Genomic DNA, 14,691 nt, shown 5'->3' with positions numbered 1-14,691 from the left:
CGTTCATCGGGGGGACAACCTCTACCCCCTTACGCCCGCGCCCCCTCCCTACAGTGGAGAAGGTGGACAACCGAGACGAGATCCGCGACTTCCTCATCAGCCGTCGCGCCCGCATCACCCCGCAGCAGGCGGGCCTGGCCCCGGGCGGCCGGCGCCGGGTGCCCGGCCTGCGCCGCGAGGAGGTCGCCGTGCTGGCCGGGGTGAGCACCGACTGGTACACGCGTCTCGAGAAGGGCCACATCAGCGGCGTCTCCGAGGACGTGCTCAACGCCGTCGCCCGGGCCCTGCAGCTCGACGACGCCGAACGCGCCCACCTGTTCGACCTGGCCCGCGCCGCCGGCACCCGGCCCCGCGCCCGCCGCCCGGCCCACAAGGTCCGCACCGGGCTGCGACGCATGCTGGACGCGATGACGGACGCCCCGGCCATCATCCGCAACGGCCGCATGGACATCGTCGCCGCCAACCGGCTCGGCCGCGCCATGTACTGGCCGATCTACCGGATGCCGGGCACCGCCAACATCGCGCGCTTCCAGTTCCTCGACCCGGCAGGCCCCGGCTTCTTCCCCGACTGGGACACCGCCGCCGACATCACCGCCGCCCTGCTCCGCACCGAGGCCGGCCGCGACCCGTACAACACCGACCTCACCCAGCTCATCGGCGAGCTGTCCACCCGCAGCGCCGACTTCCGCGCCCGGTGGGCGCAGCACAACGTCCGCCTGCACCACACCGGCACGAAGACCTTCCACCACCCCGCGATCGGCGACCTCACGCTGGACTACGAGTCGATGGACCTGCACGCCGACCCCGGCCTGAGCCTGACCGTCTACACCGCCGCCCCTGACACCCCGTCGCACGACGCGTTGCGTCTGCTCGCGAGCTGGGCCGCCACGCTCGACACCGCTCAAGCCGGCACGCCCGAAGATCAACGCCATGACCAGGAGAGACAGTCACGCTGATCGGCGCGTCCAGGGTCAGGCGATGCGGGCGAGCGTCTCGGCGGACACCCCGTGTGCGAACGGCAGCCCGCGCGCGTACCGGGACAACTCATCCAGAGCCAGCTCCGCCATCCGCGCCAGCTCGCCCCCGAGCGACCCGGCGATGTGCGGGGTGAGGAGCACGTGCGGCAGGTCGTACAGCGGCGAGCCGGACGGCAGGATCTCCGGCTCGGTGTGGTCGATGACCGCGTACAGGCGGCCGGCGGTCAGTTCTGCGATGAGCGCGTCCTGGTCGACCAGCGCGCCTCTGGCCGTGTTGATCAGGGTGGCGCCGTCGCGCATGCGGGCCAGCCGGGCGGCGTCGATCAGGTGGCGGGTCTCGGGCAGGGCGGGCGCGTGCAGGCTGACGACGTCGCTGCGGGTGAGGAGCTCGTCGAGCTCCACGTGCGGCACGCCGAGGTCGTCGGTCAGGTACGGGTCGGCGACGAGCGCGTCCAGCTCGAACGGGCGCAGCAGTTCGATGACCCGGCGGCCGATCCTGGAGGCGCCGACGATGCCGATCGTTCTGCGGTAGTTGCCGAAGCCGGGGAAGCGGGTGTCCCAGTCGAGCTCGTCGCGGTGCTCGCGGTAGAGGCGGGAGATCTCCAGCACTCGTTTGCCGGCGAAGAGGATGGCGGCGAGTGTGTACTCGGCGACCGGTTCCGCGTTGGCCGAGGCGGCCGAGGAGACGAGCAGCCCGCGTTGCCAGCACGCCGGGGTGACGTGGCCCTTGACCGACCCGGCCGCGTGCACGACGGCCCGCAGGCGGGGTGCGGCGGCGAGCACTGCGGCGGTGATCGGCGGGCAGCCCCAGCTCGTGTAGAGGACCTCCGTCCCGGCGAGCGCCGCCCGCACGCGGGGGTCGGTGAAGTCGTCGGCCACCAGGTACGGATCCACGTCGGCGACTTGGACCAGCCGCTCGCGCACCGGCGCGGTGAGCAGCCGTTCGCCCACCCGCCGGCCCATGGCCAGCAGGGTCCTGGGCTTTTCGATCATGTTGTCCCCCGGAGAAGTGCTCACTTGACGCTGCCCGCCGTCATCCCGGCCCGCCAGAACCGCTGCAGGAACACGAAGACCAGCAGCAGCGGCACCACCGACAGCAGCGATCCGGTGATGACCAGCGTGCTGTACTCGGGGAAGGAGGTGACCTGGGTGTTCCAGGAGTACAGGCCGAGGCTGAGCGGGAACAGGTGCTGGTCCGACAGCATCACCAGGGGCAGGAAGAAGTTGTTCCAGATCCCGGTGAACTGGAACAGGAAGATCGTCACGTACGCGGCCTTGAGCATGGGCAGCGCGACCGAGACGAAGGTGCGCAGCTCGCTCGCGCCGTCGGATCGGGCCGCCTCCAGCACCTCGCCGGGCACGTACCCGGTGGACAGGACGCGCGCCAGGTAGACGCCGAACGGGTGGACGAGCGCCGGGACGAACACCGACCAGAACGAGTTGACCACGCCGGCCTCGGCGGCCAGCAGGTACAGCGGGATCGCGGTGGCGGTGGTGGGCACCAGCACGCCGAGCAGGACCAGCCCGAACAGGCGTTCCTTGCCGGGCCAGGAGTATTTGTCGAAGGCGTAGCCGCAGGCGACGCTGATGAGCGCGCCGAGCGCGGCGCCGCCGCCTGCGTACAGGAGGCTGTTGAGGTACCAGCGGAAGAAGATGCCGTCGCCCTCGGAGGCCACGGCGGTGAGGTTGGCGCCGAGGTCGAACCCGGCGAAGGCGAAGCCGGGGGTGGAGTACAGGTCGGACAGGGACTTGGTCGAGGCGAACAGCAGCCAGGTCAGCGGCAGCAGCGTGTAGACGGCGGCGACCAGCAGGAAGACGTTGACCGCTGTCCTGGACAGGAGGCGGGAGGTCACTTCTTGTTCCCCCACTTGGTGACGAAGTAGGACAGGACTGCGGCCAGCGCGGCGAGCAGGAGCGAGGCGGCGGCGGCCTGGCCGACGTCGTTCTTGCCGAAGGCCTCGGCGTAGGCGTACATGTTCGGGGTCCAGGTGCTGACGATGCCGTCGCTGACGCCGTCCATGACCATCGGCTCGTTGAAGAGCTGGAGGGAGCCGATGATGGTGAACAGCAGCGCCGTGATGAACGCGCCCCTGATGAGGGGCAGCTTGACCCGCAGCGCCACCCGTACCGGGCCGGCGCCGTCGATCGTGGCCGCCTCCAGCACCTCGCGCGGGACGGCCTGCAGCGCGGCGAAGAAGATGATCATGTTGTAGCCGATCCACTCCCACACGGCGACGTTGACGACGGAGCTGAGCGCGTGGTCGCCGAGGAAGTCCCAGGCGATGCCGCCGTCGCGGAGGGCGGCCACGATGGGGCTGATGCCGGGCAGGTACAGGTACAGCCAGATCAGGCCGGCGATCACGCCGGGCACGACGTGCGGCATGAACAGCGCGAGCTGGAAGAACCTGCGCAGCAGCGCGGCGCCGGAGTCGAGCAGCAGCGCCAGCGCGAGCGCGCCGCCGAGCATGAGCGGGATGTACAGGACGGCGTACAGCGCGACGACGGTGAAGCCGTCGAGGAAGGCGGGGTCGGCCAGGGTGACGAGGTAGTTGCCCAGGCCGTTGAAGACGCTCTCGGTGCCGCCGAACCCCAGCCCCGACGACTGTTCCTTGAACAGGCTCAGCCAGAGCGCGTAGCCGAGCGGGGCCAGGACGACGGCGGTGAACAGCACGAAGAACGGCGCGGTGAGCAGCAGGACCGCCCAGCGTGCGCCGCTCGATCGCGTGGTGGGGGACATCGGTTTCCTTCCAGGCGGGGTCCCGCCGCGCCGCCGGGCAGTCCCGGCGGGCGGCGGGGCGGGGCGGGCTTCAGGGGGCGACGGCCAGCCCGCGTCCCTTGACCTCGGCGACCGTGTCGGCCTGCACCTGGGTCAGCACGTCGGGCACGGTGGTGGTGCCGCCGGAGACCTGCCCGAGCCGGTCCTTGAACGAGGTCAGCACCTGCACCATGCTGGGCCCCCACGCCCATCCGCCCTGGATGGTGTCGTAGGACTCGCGGAAGACCTGGTAGATGTCCTGGCCGCCGTAGAAGGCGGTGTCGAAGCTCTTCGCCGCGACCGGCACGAGGCCGGCCTGGGCGGGGAACGCGCTGGAGGTGCCGGAGCCGAGCCGGGCCTGCCACGCCTCGGGCGCGCCGGTGAACCACTTGGCGACCTTGACGGCCGCCTCGGCGTGCTCGCTGCCCTTGCTGACCGCGTACGTGGTGCCGCCGAACATGCCGCTGGCGGGCGTGCCCCAGTTGGGGGCGGGCGCGACCGTCCACTTGCCGCTCTGCGGGGCGTTGTTGCTCTTGATCATGCCGGCCGACCAGTTGGCGCCGAGGTAGCCCCACACCTCGTCCTTGGCGATGGAGGAGATCCACTCCTGGCTGAAGGTGGGCTGCACCTTGACCAGGTCGTTCTTGATCAGATCCTGCCAGTAGGCGGCGACCTTCCTCGTGGGCTCGTCGTCGATGGTGATCTTCCAGGCGTCGCCGTCGGAGCCGAACCACTTGCCGCCGGCCTGCCAGGCGAAGGTGGCCAGCAGGTTGGGGTCGTCGGGGAAGAAACTGCCGATACGGGCCTTGTCGTCGGCCTTCTTCACCTTCTCCGCGGCGGCCTTGAAGTCGTCCCAGGTCTTCGGCACCTCGATCTGGTGCTTGGCGAACAGGTCCTTGCGGTAGATGAAGACCTGCGGCGCGGCGTCCAGCGGCAGCGACCAGGTCTTGCCGCCCAGCTCGACGAGCTGGAAGACGCTGGCCGGGTACTTGGGCTTGACGTCCGCGGCCTGGGAGGTGATGTCCTCCAGCGCGCCCTGCGTGACGAAGTCGGGCACCTGCGGATACTCCACCGACATCAGGTCGGGGGCGTTGCCCGCCTTGATGGCGTTGGAGAACTTGGCGTAGCCGCCGGCGTTGCCCGAGGGGATCTCCTCGAAGGTGACCTGGATGTCGGTGTGCGCCTTGTTGAAGGCGTCGACCACTTCCTTGGTGCCCTTGGCCCAGCCCCAGAACACGATCCGCTCGGGACCGGCCGCGGGCTTGCCCTCCCCGCCGCCGGTCTCCCCGCCGCCGGTCTCCCCGCCGCCGTTCGCTCCGCTGCCGCAGCCCGCCAGCACCGTGGCCGCCAGCACGAGCGCGGCCACACTGGCGACGTGCTTCCGTTTCATCACACAACCTCCGAGTCGATCGTTAGGGCATCATTCGCTCAACTCATGGCAGTTGTCCAGTCGTTACGATCGAATCGATCGTAACGAAATAGCTTCGAAACCCGATCAGCGCGGCGCGGCCGAGGACTCGCGGGCGCGCAGCTCGGGCAGCAACGCCAGGTGCCGCCCCGGGGTGGCGGGGCCCTCGGTGATCCGCATGATCAACATGTCCACGGCACACCGGCCGACGTGCAGCTTCGGCGGCGCGACCGCCGTGAGCGAGGGCGAGCAGAAGCTCGCCACCTCATCGTCGTAGGCCACCAGCGACACCTCGCCGGGGATCTCCACGCCGGCCGCCCCGAGCTGGCGCACCAGCGTGAGCGCGTCCTCGTCGTTGTGCACGATCAGCCCGCTCACGCCGTCCTCGCGCACCAGCCGCAGCACCCGCTCGATGAGCTGCTCCACGGGACGCTCGCGGTCGATGACGAGCTCCCTCGGCGGCTCCAGGCGCAGCGCCGCCGCGCCGGCCAGCACGCCCGCCTTGATCCTCGGCGTGGTCGGGCTCTCGTAGGCGACCAGCGCCAGCCGCCGGTGCCCCAGCTCGGCCAGGTGCCGCACGCCGAGATGGGCGCCGTGGGCGTGGTCGGAGGCCACCGAGTCGAGCATCGAGGCGGGGCCGGCCAGCTCGGTGCGCCGCTCCACCAGCACGGCCGGCACGTGCAGCCCGGCCAGCCAGCCGACGTGCGAGTCGTCCGGCTGCCTGCTCGGGGTCAGCAGCAGCCCGTCGATGCCGCCCTCGACGAGCTGGCGCACCTGCGCGCGGTCCTCGTCGTCCTCGTAGCGGGAGATGCCCAGCACGAGCCGCGCCCCGGCCTGGGCCGCCCGCTCCTGCGCCCCCTTGATCACCCCCGGGTAGTAGTAGTGGGCCGACGGCACCAGCATGCCGATGGTCAGCCCGGCTGCGGCCTGGCCCGCCGGGGCCTGCTCGGCGGCCGGCGGCAGCGTGACGCCGCCGTGCACCCGGATCAGCAGGCCCTGCCCGGCCAGGTGCTCGACGTCCCTGCGCAGGGTGACCAGCGAGACGCCGAGCACCTCGGCCAGCTCGGTCAGGCGGACCGAGCCCCGGTCGCGAAGCTGACGGAGGATGAGTCGGTGACGCTGCTCGACGGACAAGTGAGGCTCCTTCGGGGGGCCGGATCGATGAGAGAGATCCTAGCGGAGACAGGTTTCGTTATGAGCGTTCTTCTTTCGTTCGATCAGACGCTCTTGTGGGACGGCGAGGCCGCCCACTACAGTCGGCCCGCGCTGCCCCTGCCTCTGATCTGGAGTCCCGTCATGCTCTCCCTGCCGCCGGAAGACCGCACGCTCAGCCCGTACACCGGGTGGACCAGGGCCCACTGGGAGGCGCTGGCCGACGGGCTGCTGGCGGCGGTGGAGCCGTACCGGTCGGCGGACGGCGCGACGATCCGGCTGCCGGGGCGGGCGAGCTGGTCCGATTGCGAGGGGATGGAGGGATTCGCCAGGCCGTTCCTGATCGCGGCCTTCCGCGTGGCCGGGGGCGGGCCCGCCGAGCTGCTGGAGCCGTACCGGGCGGGGCTGGTCAGCGGGCCGGACGTCTGGCCCGCCGTGGCCGACCGGTTTCAGCCCATGGTGGAGTCGGCGTCCCTGGCGCTGGGGCTCTGGCTGACCCGCGAGCACCTGTGGGACACCCTCACCGGCGGCCAGCGCGAGCGGCTCGGCGGCTACCTGGCCACCGTGTTCGACCACGAGCCCGCGAACAACAACTGGTGGCTGTTCCCCGTCACCGTCGGCGGCTTCCTCGCCGCCGCCGGGCTGCACGAGCGGGCCGCGCACGCGGCGATCGAGCGCGGGCTGACGAAGATCGAGGGCTGGTACTCCGGCGACGGCTGGTACACCGACGGCGACAACCGGGCCTTCGACCACTACAACGGCTGGGCGCTGCACTTCTACCCCGTCCTGTACGGGCTGCTGTCCCAGACGCCGATGCCCGAACACGACGGGCGTCTGCGCACGTTCCTGGACAGCTACGCGCTCACCTTCGGATCCGGCGGCGAGCCGCTCTACCTGGGGCGGTCGATGACCTACCGCTTCGCCACCCTCGCCGCGCTCATGCTCGGCGCCGTGACGGGCGAGACTCCCCTGTCCCCCGGAGCGACCCGGCGGCTGGCCTCCGGCGCCGTGCGGCACTTCCTGGAGCACGACATGCTGTCGCCGGAGAACCTGCTGACGCTGGGATGGTTCGGGCCGCACGAGGCGACGCTGCAGCCGTACTCGGGGTCGGCCTCGCCGTACTGGGCGGCCAAGGCGTTCGCCGGGCTGCTGGCCCCGCCCGGCCATCCGCTCTGGACGGCGACCGAGGAGCCCGGCCCCGCCGGGGCGGCGGCGCTGGAGGGGCCGGGGTTCGTGGCGGCGAACGGCGACGGACTGGCCAGGGTGCTCAACCACGGCATCCGGCACGATCGCGACGACCCGCTCTACGACCGCTACGCCTACTCCAGCCACACCGGCCCCACCAGCGCGGGCGACGTGCCCGACAACCACTTCGGGATCGTCCGCGCCGACGGGACCCTCGCGCCGCGCGGGCCGCTGACACCGTCCGGTGCCGGGCGGCGCGAGGGTGGCGAGATCGTCTGGGCGGGGTCCGTCGCGGGCGGGATCGGGAGCGTCAGCGTGCTGCGGGGTGCGGTGGAGGTGCGGATCCACCTGGTCGGCCCTGGGTCGGAGGTCCGGCAGACGGGCTGGGCGCTCCCCCACGCCGCGGCCGAGTGCGGCGCCTCGACCGTCGTTCTCAGGGGACGGGACGGGCTCTGTTCCGAGCTGTACGGGTTGCACGGTTATGACACCGCCACCGTGATGCGGGCTCCTGAGGGGACCGCCTTCGGGCGTCCTGCGCTCGTGCCCGCGCTGGAGGGGGTCACCGAGGACGGCTGGGCGGTGTCGGTCGCCGTGCTGGGGCGGGGCGGAGCCTCCGGGGGTCAGGTGCGTGTCGAGGTCGCCGCCGATCAGGTGACCGTGATCTGGCCCGACGGCGAACATCACGACGTACGGATAGATTCTGGGCATGTTGCGGGGGCGGGAAGCGGAGCTGGCTGAGGTCGCGCGGCTGCTCGACCAGGCGAGGGCGGGCCGGAGCGGCGTCCTGGTCCTGCGCGGTGAGGCGGGCATCGGCAAGTCGGCCCTGCTCGACCAGCTCGTGCGGCGGGCCTGCGACGTCCGCGTCCTGCGGGCGACCGGGGTGGAGGCCGAGGCGTCGCTGCCGTTCGCCGGTCTGCAGATGCTGCTGCGTCCCGCGCTCGACCGCCTCGGCACGCTGCCCGCCGTGCAGGCGTCGGCGTTACGGGGTGCGCTCGGCCTGGCCGAGGCCACCGGCACGAGCCGGTTCCTCGTCGGCTTGGCCGTGCTGAGCCTGCTGTCGGAGCTGGCAGGAGAGCGGCCGGTGGCCTGCCTGATCGACGACGCGCACTGGCTCGACGCCGCCTCCGCCGACGCGTTGCTGTTCACGGCACGCCGGGTGGCGGCCGACGGTGTCGCGATGGTGTTCGCGGCCAGGGACGAATTCGACGCTCCCGGCCTGCCCGAGCTGCGGCTGGGCGGCCTCGACCGGACAGGCAGTACTTTTCCTATCAATCATAATCCTGAAGGAAAGGTGCAACCGTGCGGCGAATCGACATCCCGAGCCAGCTCCCCCCACCCGTGGAAGGCCACCTCCACCTGGGGGATCTCCCCGACCGCCCCGATGCGATCACCGTGAACTCCCGGCACCTCAGCCGAGGAGGCCGGCCGTGGTTCCCGATCATGGGAGAGTTCCACTACGCCCGCTACCCCGCGGCCGAGTGGCGGGAAGAGCTGCTGAAGGTGCGAGCGGGCGGGGTGACGGCCGTCGCCACGTACATCTTCTGGAACCTGCACGAGGAGCGGCGCGGCGTCTTCGACTGGAGCGGCGACCGCGACCTGCGCCGTTTCGTGACCGTCTGTGCCGAGCTGGGGCTGGACGTGGTGGTGCGGATCGGGCCGTGGGGGCACGGGGAGTCGCGCAACGGCGGCTTCCCCGACTGGTTGCTGGCGGCCGACTGTGTGCCGCGCACCGACGATCCCCGCTACCTCGACCTGGTCAGGCCGCTGTTCGAGCAGATCGGCGCCCAGCTCGCCGGCCTGACCCGCGAGCACGGCGGCCCGGTGGTGGGGGTGCAGGTGGAGAACGAGCTGTACGACCAGCCCGGGCATCTCGTCACGCTGAAGCGCCTCGCCCGGGCGGCGGGCATCGACGCCCCGTTGTGGACGGCGACCGGGTGGGGGCACGCGCAGTTGCCGCCGGACGAGGTGATCCCGCTGTTCGGCGGGTACCCGGAGGCCGCGTGGGACACCGCCCACGACGGGTGGCCGCAGCAGAGCCGGGCCCATTACTTCTTCGGCCCCGGCCGCGACGACGACTCCATCGGCTCCGACCTGCGCACCACCGAGGTGACCGGCTCGGACGAGAGCCACCTGGCGCGCTACCCCTTCGCCACCTGCGAGCTGGGCGGCGGCATGTACACCTCCTACCACCGCCGGCCGATCGTCGAGGCCGCCGACATCGCCGCGCTCGGGCTGGTGAAGCTGGGCAGCGGGTCGGTGTGGCAGGGCTACTACATGTACCACGGGGCGTCCCAGAAGATCGGCGCGCTGTCCACGCTGCAGGAGTCGCACGCCACCGGCTACCCCAACGACTGCCCGGTGATCAACTACGACTTCCAGGCGCCACTCGGCGAGTACGGCCAGTTCCGCGCGTCCTTCCACCACCTGCGGCTGCAACATCTGTGGCTGGCCGCCGACGGGCCTGACCTGGCCACCATGACGCTGGCGATGCCGCAGGACGCCCCCGGCGACACCGCCGACCGGGAGACGCTGCGCTGGTGCGTGCGCTCCGACGGCCGTTCGGGGTTCCTGTTCGTCAACAACCACCAGCCGGTCGAGACGCTGCCCGCCCACGAGGAGGTGCGGTTCGCGGTCGAGCTGGACGGCCGTGAGCTGGTCGTGCCGCGTGAGCCGGTGACGGTGCCGTCCGGGGCGTACTTCGTCTGGCCGCTCGCCCGCCCGGTCGGCGGCAGCCTGCTGCTGACCGCCACCGCGCAGCCCATGGGGGTGCTGGACGCCGGCGAGCCGGTGCACGTCTTCTGCCGTACGGCGGGCATCCCGGTGGAGCTCGTCTTCGACGCCGCCACCGTCGCCGGGGTCGAGGGGCCCGCGACGGTGGAGCACGACGGTGACCGCCTGGTCGTCACCGATCTCGCGCCGGGCGCTGGATGCCTGGTGCGGGTGCGTGACGCCGCCGGTGGGAGCGCGGCCGTCCTGGTGCTGGACGCCGCCGACGCCCTGACCGCCGCCCGGGGGCGGCTCTGGGGGGCTGACCGGCTGGTGCTCAGCGAGCGGCCCGTGGTGATCGACGAGGGCCGGCTGGTGGTCTACGGGCAGGGGTCCGCCGACGTGCGGGTCTTCCCCGCTCCGGCCTTCGCGACGCGGAGAGACGGTGTGTTCGGCCTGGTGGCCGCGGCTGCCCCCGCCGGGCAGGCGGCCGAGGTGAAGGTGGAGCAGGTCGGGCAGGCCGGTCCGGTCCGGGAGCCGGTGATCGATCCCGCGTCCGGACGGGCCTCCGCGCCCACCGACGCGGACTTCGGCCAGGCCGCCGTGTACCGCGTCACCGTCCCTCCGGAGGCTTTCACGGGTGAGGAGGAGGTGCTGCTGCGTCTGGACTGGGCCGGCGACGTGGGCCGCGCCTACGTCGGTGGCGAGCTGGTGGCCGACCAGTTCTGGTACGGCCCCGCGTGGGAGATCGGGCTGCGCCGCTTCCGCGAGGAGGTTCTGGAGCACGGGATCGAGCTGAGGCTGCTCCCCCTGGGCGGCGACGCGCCCGTGTTCGTCTCGCCGCAGGTGCGGCCCGCCGCTCGTCCCGCCCTGGAGCTGCGCTCGGTCACCCTCGTCCCGGTGCCCCGCACGGTGATCGCCGGGGACGAGCGGCGGGCCGTCTTCAGGGGTCCCGCCACCTGAACGGGCCTCGCGCTCAAGCCACCATCCGCAGGCTGCGGCCCAGGCCCGTGACGCGCAGCAGCCGGGACAGGAACGGGGGCGGCGCGACGACGGCCACGGTGACGCCCTGAGCCCGCGCCCGGCGCTGGACGCCGATCAGCACGGCCAGGCCGCCGGCGTCGCAGTACGTCACGCCGGACAGGTCGAGCACGAGCACGCTCGCGCTGGTCCTGAGGGTGTCCAGGAGGTGCCCGCGCAGGGCAGCGCTGGTGAAGATGTCGATGTCGCCGGACAGCAGGACGGTGGTGGGCGTCTCCTGGCCCCCGGCCACCGCCGCCGATGGGGTGACCGGACCCGTCAGGTCGCCGGTGGACGCCGGGGAAGGTGCCTCGGCGGGGGATCGGGGGGACGGCGTCATGGCTGCCTGGCCTGACCGGGCTCGCGCGAAGCCCTGGATCGTCTATCGCCGTGGGCGACGCCGACCTGGATGCCAACGCACGAAATGTCCTCGGTGCCCCCAGGCTACCCCGGCGGCGCACCGATCCTGCGCGCCCGAGATCACATTCATACCCGCTGGTTGGATTAGGGCGGCTCGCACCGGCAAGGGGTAAGACGAGGTCCAGCAGAGGGCTTCGTCTCGCTCGAAGGTACGAGGCGTGCGCCGGTGTGGACATCCCTGGACGCGACGACTGCCGCAACTGGAAGCAGGGCACACCATGACCGTCCAGAACATCGAGCAGCTCACCGCCGAGCAACTCCTCGCCGCCATGGTCGATCCGGGCGTCGGCCCGCCCGACCGGACGAGGCTGCGCGAGCGGCTGGTGGAGATGCATCAGGGCCTGGTGACCGAGATCGCGCGTCGTTACCGCAATCGCGGCGAACCGGCGGAGGACCTCCGGCAGGCGGCCTACGTGGGCCTGGTCAAGGCGATGAACGGCTTCGACGCCGGGCTCGGGCACGAGTTCCGCGGCTACGCGGCCGTGACGATGGCCGGCGAGGTCAAGCGGCACTTCCGCGACCGCACCTGGGCGATCCGGGTGCCGCGCGTCTTCCAGGAGCGCCGCTCGGAGCTCAACCGGGTCACCGCCGAGCTCACCCAGGACCTGGGCCGCTCCCCGACGGTGGCCGAGGTGGCGGCCAAGATGGACCTTCCGCAGGAGGAGGTGCTGCTGGCGCTGGAGGCCGCCACCGCGTACAGCACCCTGTCCCTGGACGCGCCCGTCGGCTCGGACGAGTCCGACTCCGCCTGCCTGGCCGACCTCATCCCGGACCACGACCGGTCGCTGGACACGCTGATCGACGCGCACGCCGTCAAGCCGCTCATCGACGCGCTGCCGGAGCGGGAGAAGCACATCCTGCTCCTGCGCTTCCACGGCAGCCTCACCCAGGCGGAGATCGCGGCCGAGTTCGGCATCTCGCAGATGCACGTCTCCCGGATCCTGCGTGCCGTGCTGACCAAGCTGCGCGCGTCGCTCACCACCATGGACGGCGCCCCCCGCGCGGCGGCCTGAACGGATCGGCGCCCGCCGCCGCGGGACGTCGCGCGCGGGCGGGGCGCCCCACGAAGCCGTGTAGCCTGCACGGTCATACAACGAGATATTGCCTATGCCCCCACGGGAGCACGTCATGACCGTTCACGGTGACGCCGGCCGGCGCCGCATCGAAGTGCTCCTGAAGGACCGGGGTGAGGACGTTCTGCGGCGCTGGGTCGAGCTGGCCGCCGTCAACTGCGGCGGCCACGCCGATCGCCTGCTGCTGGCCGACCGGCTCGCGGACATCTACCAGGCTTTGTGCCGCTCGCTGGAGCCGGGCGGCGACACCAGCGACCTGCGCGGGCTGCTCGCCGAGCTGTCCCGCGGCCGGGCCCGCGAGGGGTTCACCCCGTCCGACACCGCGGCCATGGTGTTCAGTCTCAAGCGAGCGGTCCACGAGGTCGTCGAGCCGGGCGAGGACGTCGCGGTCCTGCGCGGCTTCCTCTGGTTCTCCGAATTCGTCGACGAGGTGGGCCTGTTCACGTTCGAGACCTACGTCGCCGCCCGCGAGCGGATCATCTCCGGTCAGGCCGAGCAACTGCTGGAGCTGTCCACCCCCGTGGTCAAACTGTGGGACGGCATTCTGGCGGTGCCGCTGGTGGGCACGCTGGACTCCGCCCGTACGCAGGTGGTCATGGACAAGCTGCTGCAGGGGCTGACCGAGACCGGCGCCGGACACGCGGTGATCGACATCACCGGGGTGCCCGCGGTGGACACCGAGGTGGCGCAGCATCTGTTCAAGGCGGTGGTGGCGGCGCGGCTGATGGGCGCCGAGTGCGTGATCTCCGGGGTCCGGCCGCAGATCGCCCAGACGATCGTCATGCTGGGCATCGACTTCGGCGACATCGTCACCAAGGCCTCGCTGGCCGACGCGCTGGCGTACGCGCTGCGGCGCAGCGGCGTGGGCATCACCCCGGCGGCCGGCGAGCGGTTCGCCGCCGGATTGGAACCGGCCTGATGGCGTCGCACCGGGCCATGGTGGTGGCCACGTGGAGGGGCTGATCCGCTCCGGGCACGAGACGTGGTCGCGGGTGGAGCAGGCCGGCGCGATCGGGGCGGTGCGCCGCGCCGCGACCGTGCTGGCGGGAGCGCTGGGCTTCGGCGTGGTCGCCCGCGAGCGGGTGGCCATCGCGGTGAGCGAGGCGGCCTCCAACCTGGTCAAGCACGCGGTGGAGGGGATGATGCTGATCCGGCCGCACCCCTATCTGGGAGAGACGGGGGCCGAGGCGGCGGCCGTCGAGGTTCTGGCCCTGGACAGGGGGCCGGGGATCGCCGATCTCGGCAGGGCGCTGCGCGACGGCTACTCCACCGTGGGCACCCTGGGGGTCGGGCTGGGCGGCATGACGCGGATGGCCTCGGCGCACGACATCTATTCCGTCCCGGGCCGTGGCACCGTGATCTCGATGCACTTCACCGCCGACGACCGGCCGCCGCCGAGGTCGCGGGTGAGCGGGCTGAGCAGGCCCATCGGGGAGGAGAGCGTCTGCGGTGACGCCTTCGCCTGCTTCGACACGCCCGAGACGGCGGTGGCGATGGTGTGCGACGGGCTCGGCCACGGCGAGCCGGCGGCGGAGGCCTCGCGCCGGGCCGTGCGGGTCTTCCAGAGCCACGGCGAGCTGCCGCCGGTCCCGCTGCTGGAGCGGCTGGACCAGGCGCTGCGGGCGAGCAGGGGCGCCGCGGTGGCGGTGGCCCGGCTCGACCGGGCGAGCGGGCACGTGCGTTTCGCCGGCATGGGCAACATCGCGGCCTGGATCGTCCGCCCCGGGGGCCGGCAGGGCTTGATCTCGCTGCCGGGCATCGCCGGCGGGCGCAGCAGGACGTTACGCGAGTACGAGTACGCCGCCCCGCCGCACAGCATGATCGTGATGCACTCCGACGGGCTGTCCGGCCGATGGGACACCGCCGCCTTCCCCGGCCTGACCTCGCACTCCCCCGCGGTCGTGGCGACCACGCTGCTGCGGGACGCGGGCACCCGCCGGGACGACGCCTGCGTGCTCGCGCTCAAGGTCACCTCGTGAGAACGGCGGGCGCGCG

13 protein-coding genes are annotated in these 14,691 nt (G+C 72.1%); 7 read left to right on the top strand and 6 right to left on the bottom strand.

Features of this window, described 5'->3' with window-relative positions; all coding sequences use genetic code 11:
* Positions 1–62 precede the first annotated feature (62 nt).
* Complete coding sequence (locus tag ABD331_RS21630) at positions 63–956, top strand: helix-turn-helix transcriptional regulator (RefSeq protein WP_344477492.1); 894 nt, start codon at positions 63–65, stop codon at positions 954–956.
* A 15-nt stretch (positions 957–971) separates the two neighbouring features.
* On the opposite strand, the gene ABD331_RS21625 is transcribed toward ABD331_RS21630, so the two are convergent.
* From ABD331_RS21625 to ABD331_RS21605, 5 genes are all read right to left on the bottom strand, one after another.
* Positions 972–1,970, bottom strand: a complete 999-nt coding sequence (locus tag ABD331_RS21625; RefSeq protein WP_344477489.1) for a hydroxyacid dehydrogenase — start codon at positions 1,968–1,970, stop codon at positions 972–974.
* 20 nt (positions 1,971–1,990) lie between these two features.
* Positions 1,991–2,830 (bottom strand): carbohydrate ABC transporter permease, encoded by an 840-nt coding sequence (locus tag ABD331_RS21620; RefSeq protein ID WP_344477487.1) that lies wholly within the window; start codon positions 2,828–2,830, stop codon positions 1,991–1,993.
* Positions 2,827–3,714, bottom strand: a complete 888-nt coding sequence (locus ABD331_RS21615) for a carbohydrate ABC transporter permease (protein ID WP_344477485.1) — start codon at positions 3,712–3,714, stop codon at positions 2,827–2,829. The genes ABD331_RS21620 and ABD331_RS21615 overlap by 4 nt, the downstream gene beginning before the upstream one ends.
* Before the next feature lie 70 nt (positions 3,715–3,784).
* Positions 3,785–5,122, bottom strand: coding sequence for an ABC transporter substrate-binding protein (locus ABD331_RS21610; protein ID WP_344477483.1), 1,338 nt, complete (start codon positions 5,120–5,122; stop codon positions 3,785–3,787).
* Positions 5,123–5,227: 105 nt separating this feature from the next.
* Complete coding sequence (locus ABD331_RS21605; RefSeq protein WP_344477480.1) at positions 5,228–6,274, bottom strand: substrate-binding domain-containing protein; 1,047 nt, start codon at positions 6,272–6,274, stop codon at positions 5,228–5,230.
* Between the two features lie 60 nt (positions 6,275–6,334).
* Here ABD331_RS21605 and ABD331_RS21600 point away from each other — a divergent pair, with 60 nt between their 5' ends.
* The 3 genes from ABD331_RS21600 to ABD331_RS21590 are packed head-to-tail and all read left to right on the top strand — an operon-like array spanning position 6,335 to position 11,146.
* Complete coding sequence (locus ABD331_RS21600; protein WP_344477477.1) at positions 6,335–8,215, top strand: DUF2264 domain-containing protein; 1,881 nt, start codon at positions 6,335–6,337, stop codon at positions 8,213–8,215.
* Positions 8,184–8,873: an ATP-binding protein gene (locus ABD331_RS21595; protein ID WP_344477475.1), complete on the top strand. Its 690-nt coding sequence runs from the start codon at positions 8,184–8,186 to the stop codon at positions 8,871–8,873. The genes ABD331_RS21600 and ABD331_RS21595 overlap by 32 nt, the downstream gene beginning before the upstream one ends.
* Positions 8,777–11,146, top strand: coding sequence for a beta-galactosidase (locus ABD331_RS21590; RefSeq protein ID WP_344477473.1), 2,370 nt, complete (start codon positions 8,777–8,779; stop codon positions 11,144–11,146). The genes ABD331_RS21595 and ABD331_RS21590 overlap by 97 nt, the downstream gene beginning before the upstream one ends.
* A 13-nt stretch (positions 11,147–11,159) precedes the next feature.
* Here the strand turns inward: ABD331_RS21590 and ABD331_RS21585 are convergent, their stop codons facing one another.
* Positions 11,160–11,543: an STAS domain-containing protein gene (locus tag ABD331_RS21585; RefSeq protein ID WP_344477471.1), complete on the bottom strand. Its 384-nt coding sequence runs from the start codon at positions 11,541–11,543 to the stop codon at positions 11,160–11,162.
* Positions 11,544–11,841: 298 nt separating this feature from the next.
* On the opposite strand from ABD331_RS21585, the gene ABD331_RS21580 reads away from it, so the two are divergent.
* The 3 genes from ABD331_RS21580 (at position 11,842) to ABD331_RS21570 (ending at position 14,675) form a co-directional block, all read left to right on the top strand.
* A complete protein-coding gene (locus tag ABD331_RS21580; protein ID WP_344477468.1) occupies positions 11,842–12,636 on the top strand; it encodes a SigB/SigF/SigG family RNA polymerase sigma factor in 795 nt (264 codons plus the stop codon).
* A gap of 115 nt (positions 12,637–12,751) precedes the next feature.
* Positions 12,752–13,615 (top strand): STAS domain-containing protein, encoded by an 864-nt coding sequence (locus ABD331_RS21575; protein ID WP_344477465.1) that lies wholly within the window; start codon positions 12,752–12,754, stop codon positions 13,613–13,615.
* 31 nt (positions 13,616–13,646) lie between these two features.
* Complete coding sequence (locus tag ABD331_RS21570; RefSeq protein ID WP_344477462.1) at positions 13,647–14,675, top strand: SpoIIE family protein phosphatase; 1,029 nt, start codon at positions 13,647–13,649, stop codon at positions 14,673–14,675.
* Positions 14,676–14,691: the final 16 nt, after the last annotated feature.

Origin of the sequence: Nonomuraea monospora (genome assembly GCF_039531895.1) — a bacterium.
GTDB classification, from domain to species: Bacteria; Actinomycetota; Actinomycetes; order Streptosporangiales; family Streptosporangiaceae; genus Nonomuraea; species Nonomuraea monospora.
The sequence above is the reverse complement of the archived record's forward strand: the minus strand, read 5'-3'. Positions and strand labels throughout refer to the sequence as shown.

Excerpts from the sequence above, each read along its gene's own strand:
- ABD331_RS21585 (WP_344477471.1), bottom strand. The coding sequence starts at position 11,543 with ATGACGCCGTCCCCCCGATCCCCCGCCGAGGCACCTTCCCCGGCGTCC.
- ABD331_RS21600 (WP_344477477.1), top strand. The coding sequence starts at position 6,335 with ATGAGCGTTCTTCTTTCGTTCGATCAGACGCTCTTGTGGGACGGCGAG.
- ABD331_RS21580 (WP_344477468.1), top strand. The coding sequence starts at position 11,842 with ATGACCGTCCAGAACATCGAGCAGCTCACCGCCGAGCAACTCCTCGCC.
- ABD331_RS21575 (WP_344477465.1), top strand. The coding sequence starts at position 12,752 with ATGACCGTTCACGGTGACGCCGGCCGGCGCCGCATCGAAGTGCTCCTG.
- ABD331_RS21610 (WP_344477483.1), bottom strand. The coding sequence starts at position 5,122 with ATGAAACGGAAGCACGTCGCCAGTGTGGCCGCGCTCGTGCTGGCGGCC.
- ABD331_RS21615 (WP_344477485.1), bottom strand. The coding sequence starts at position 3,714 with ATGTCCCCCACCACGCGATCGAGCGGCGCACGCTGGGCGGTCCTGCTG.
- ABD331_RS21625 (WP_344477489.1), bottom strand. The coding sequence starts at position 1,970 with ATGATCGAAAAGCCCAGGACCCTGCTGGCCATGGGCCGGCGGGTGGGC.
- ABD331_RS21595 (WP_344477475.1), top strand. The coding sequence starts at position 8,184 with ATGTTGCGGGGGCGGGAAGCGGAGCTGGCTGAGGTCGCGCGGCTGCTC.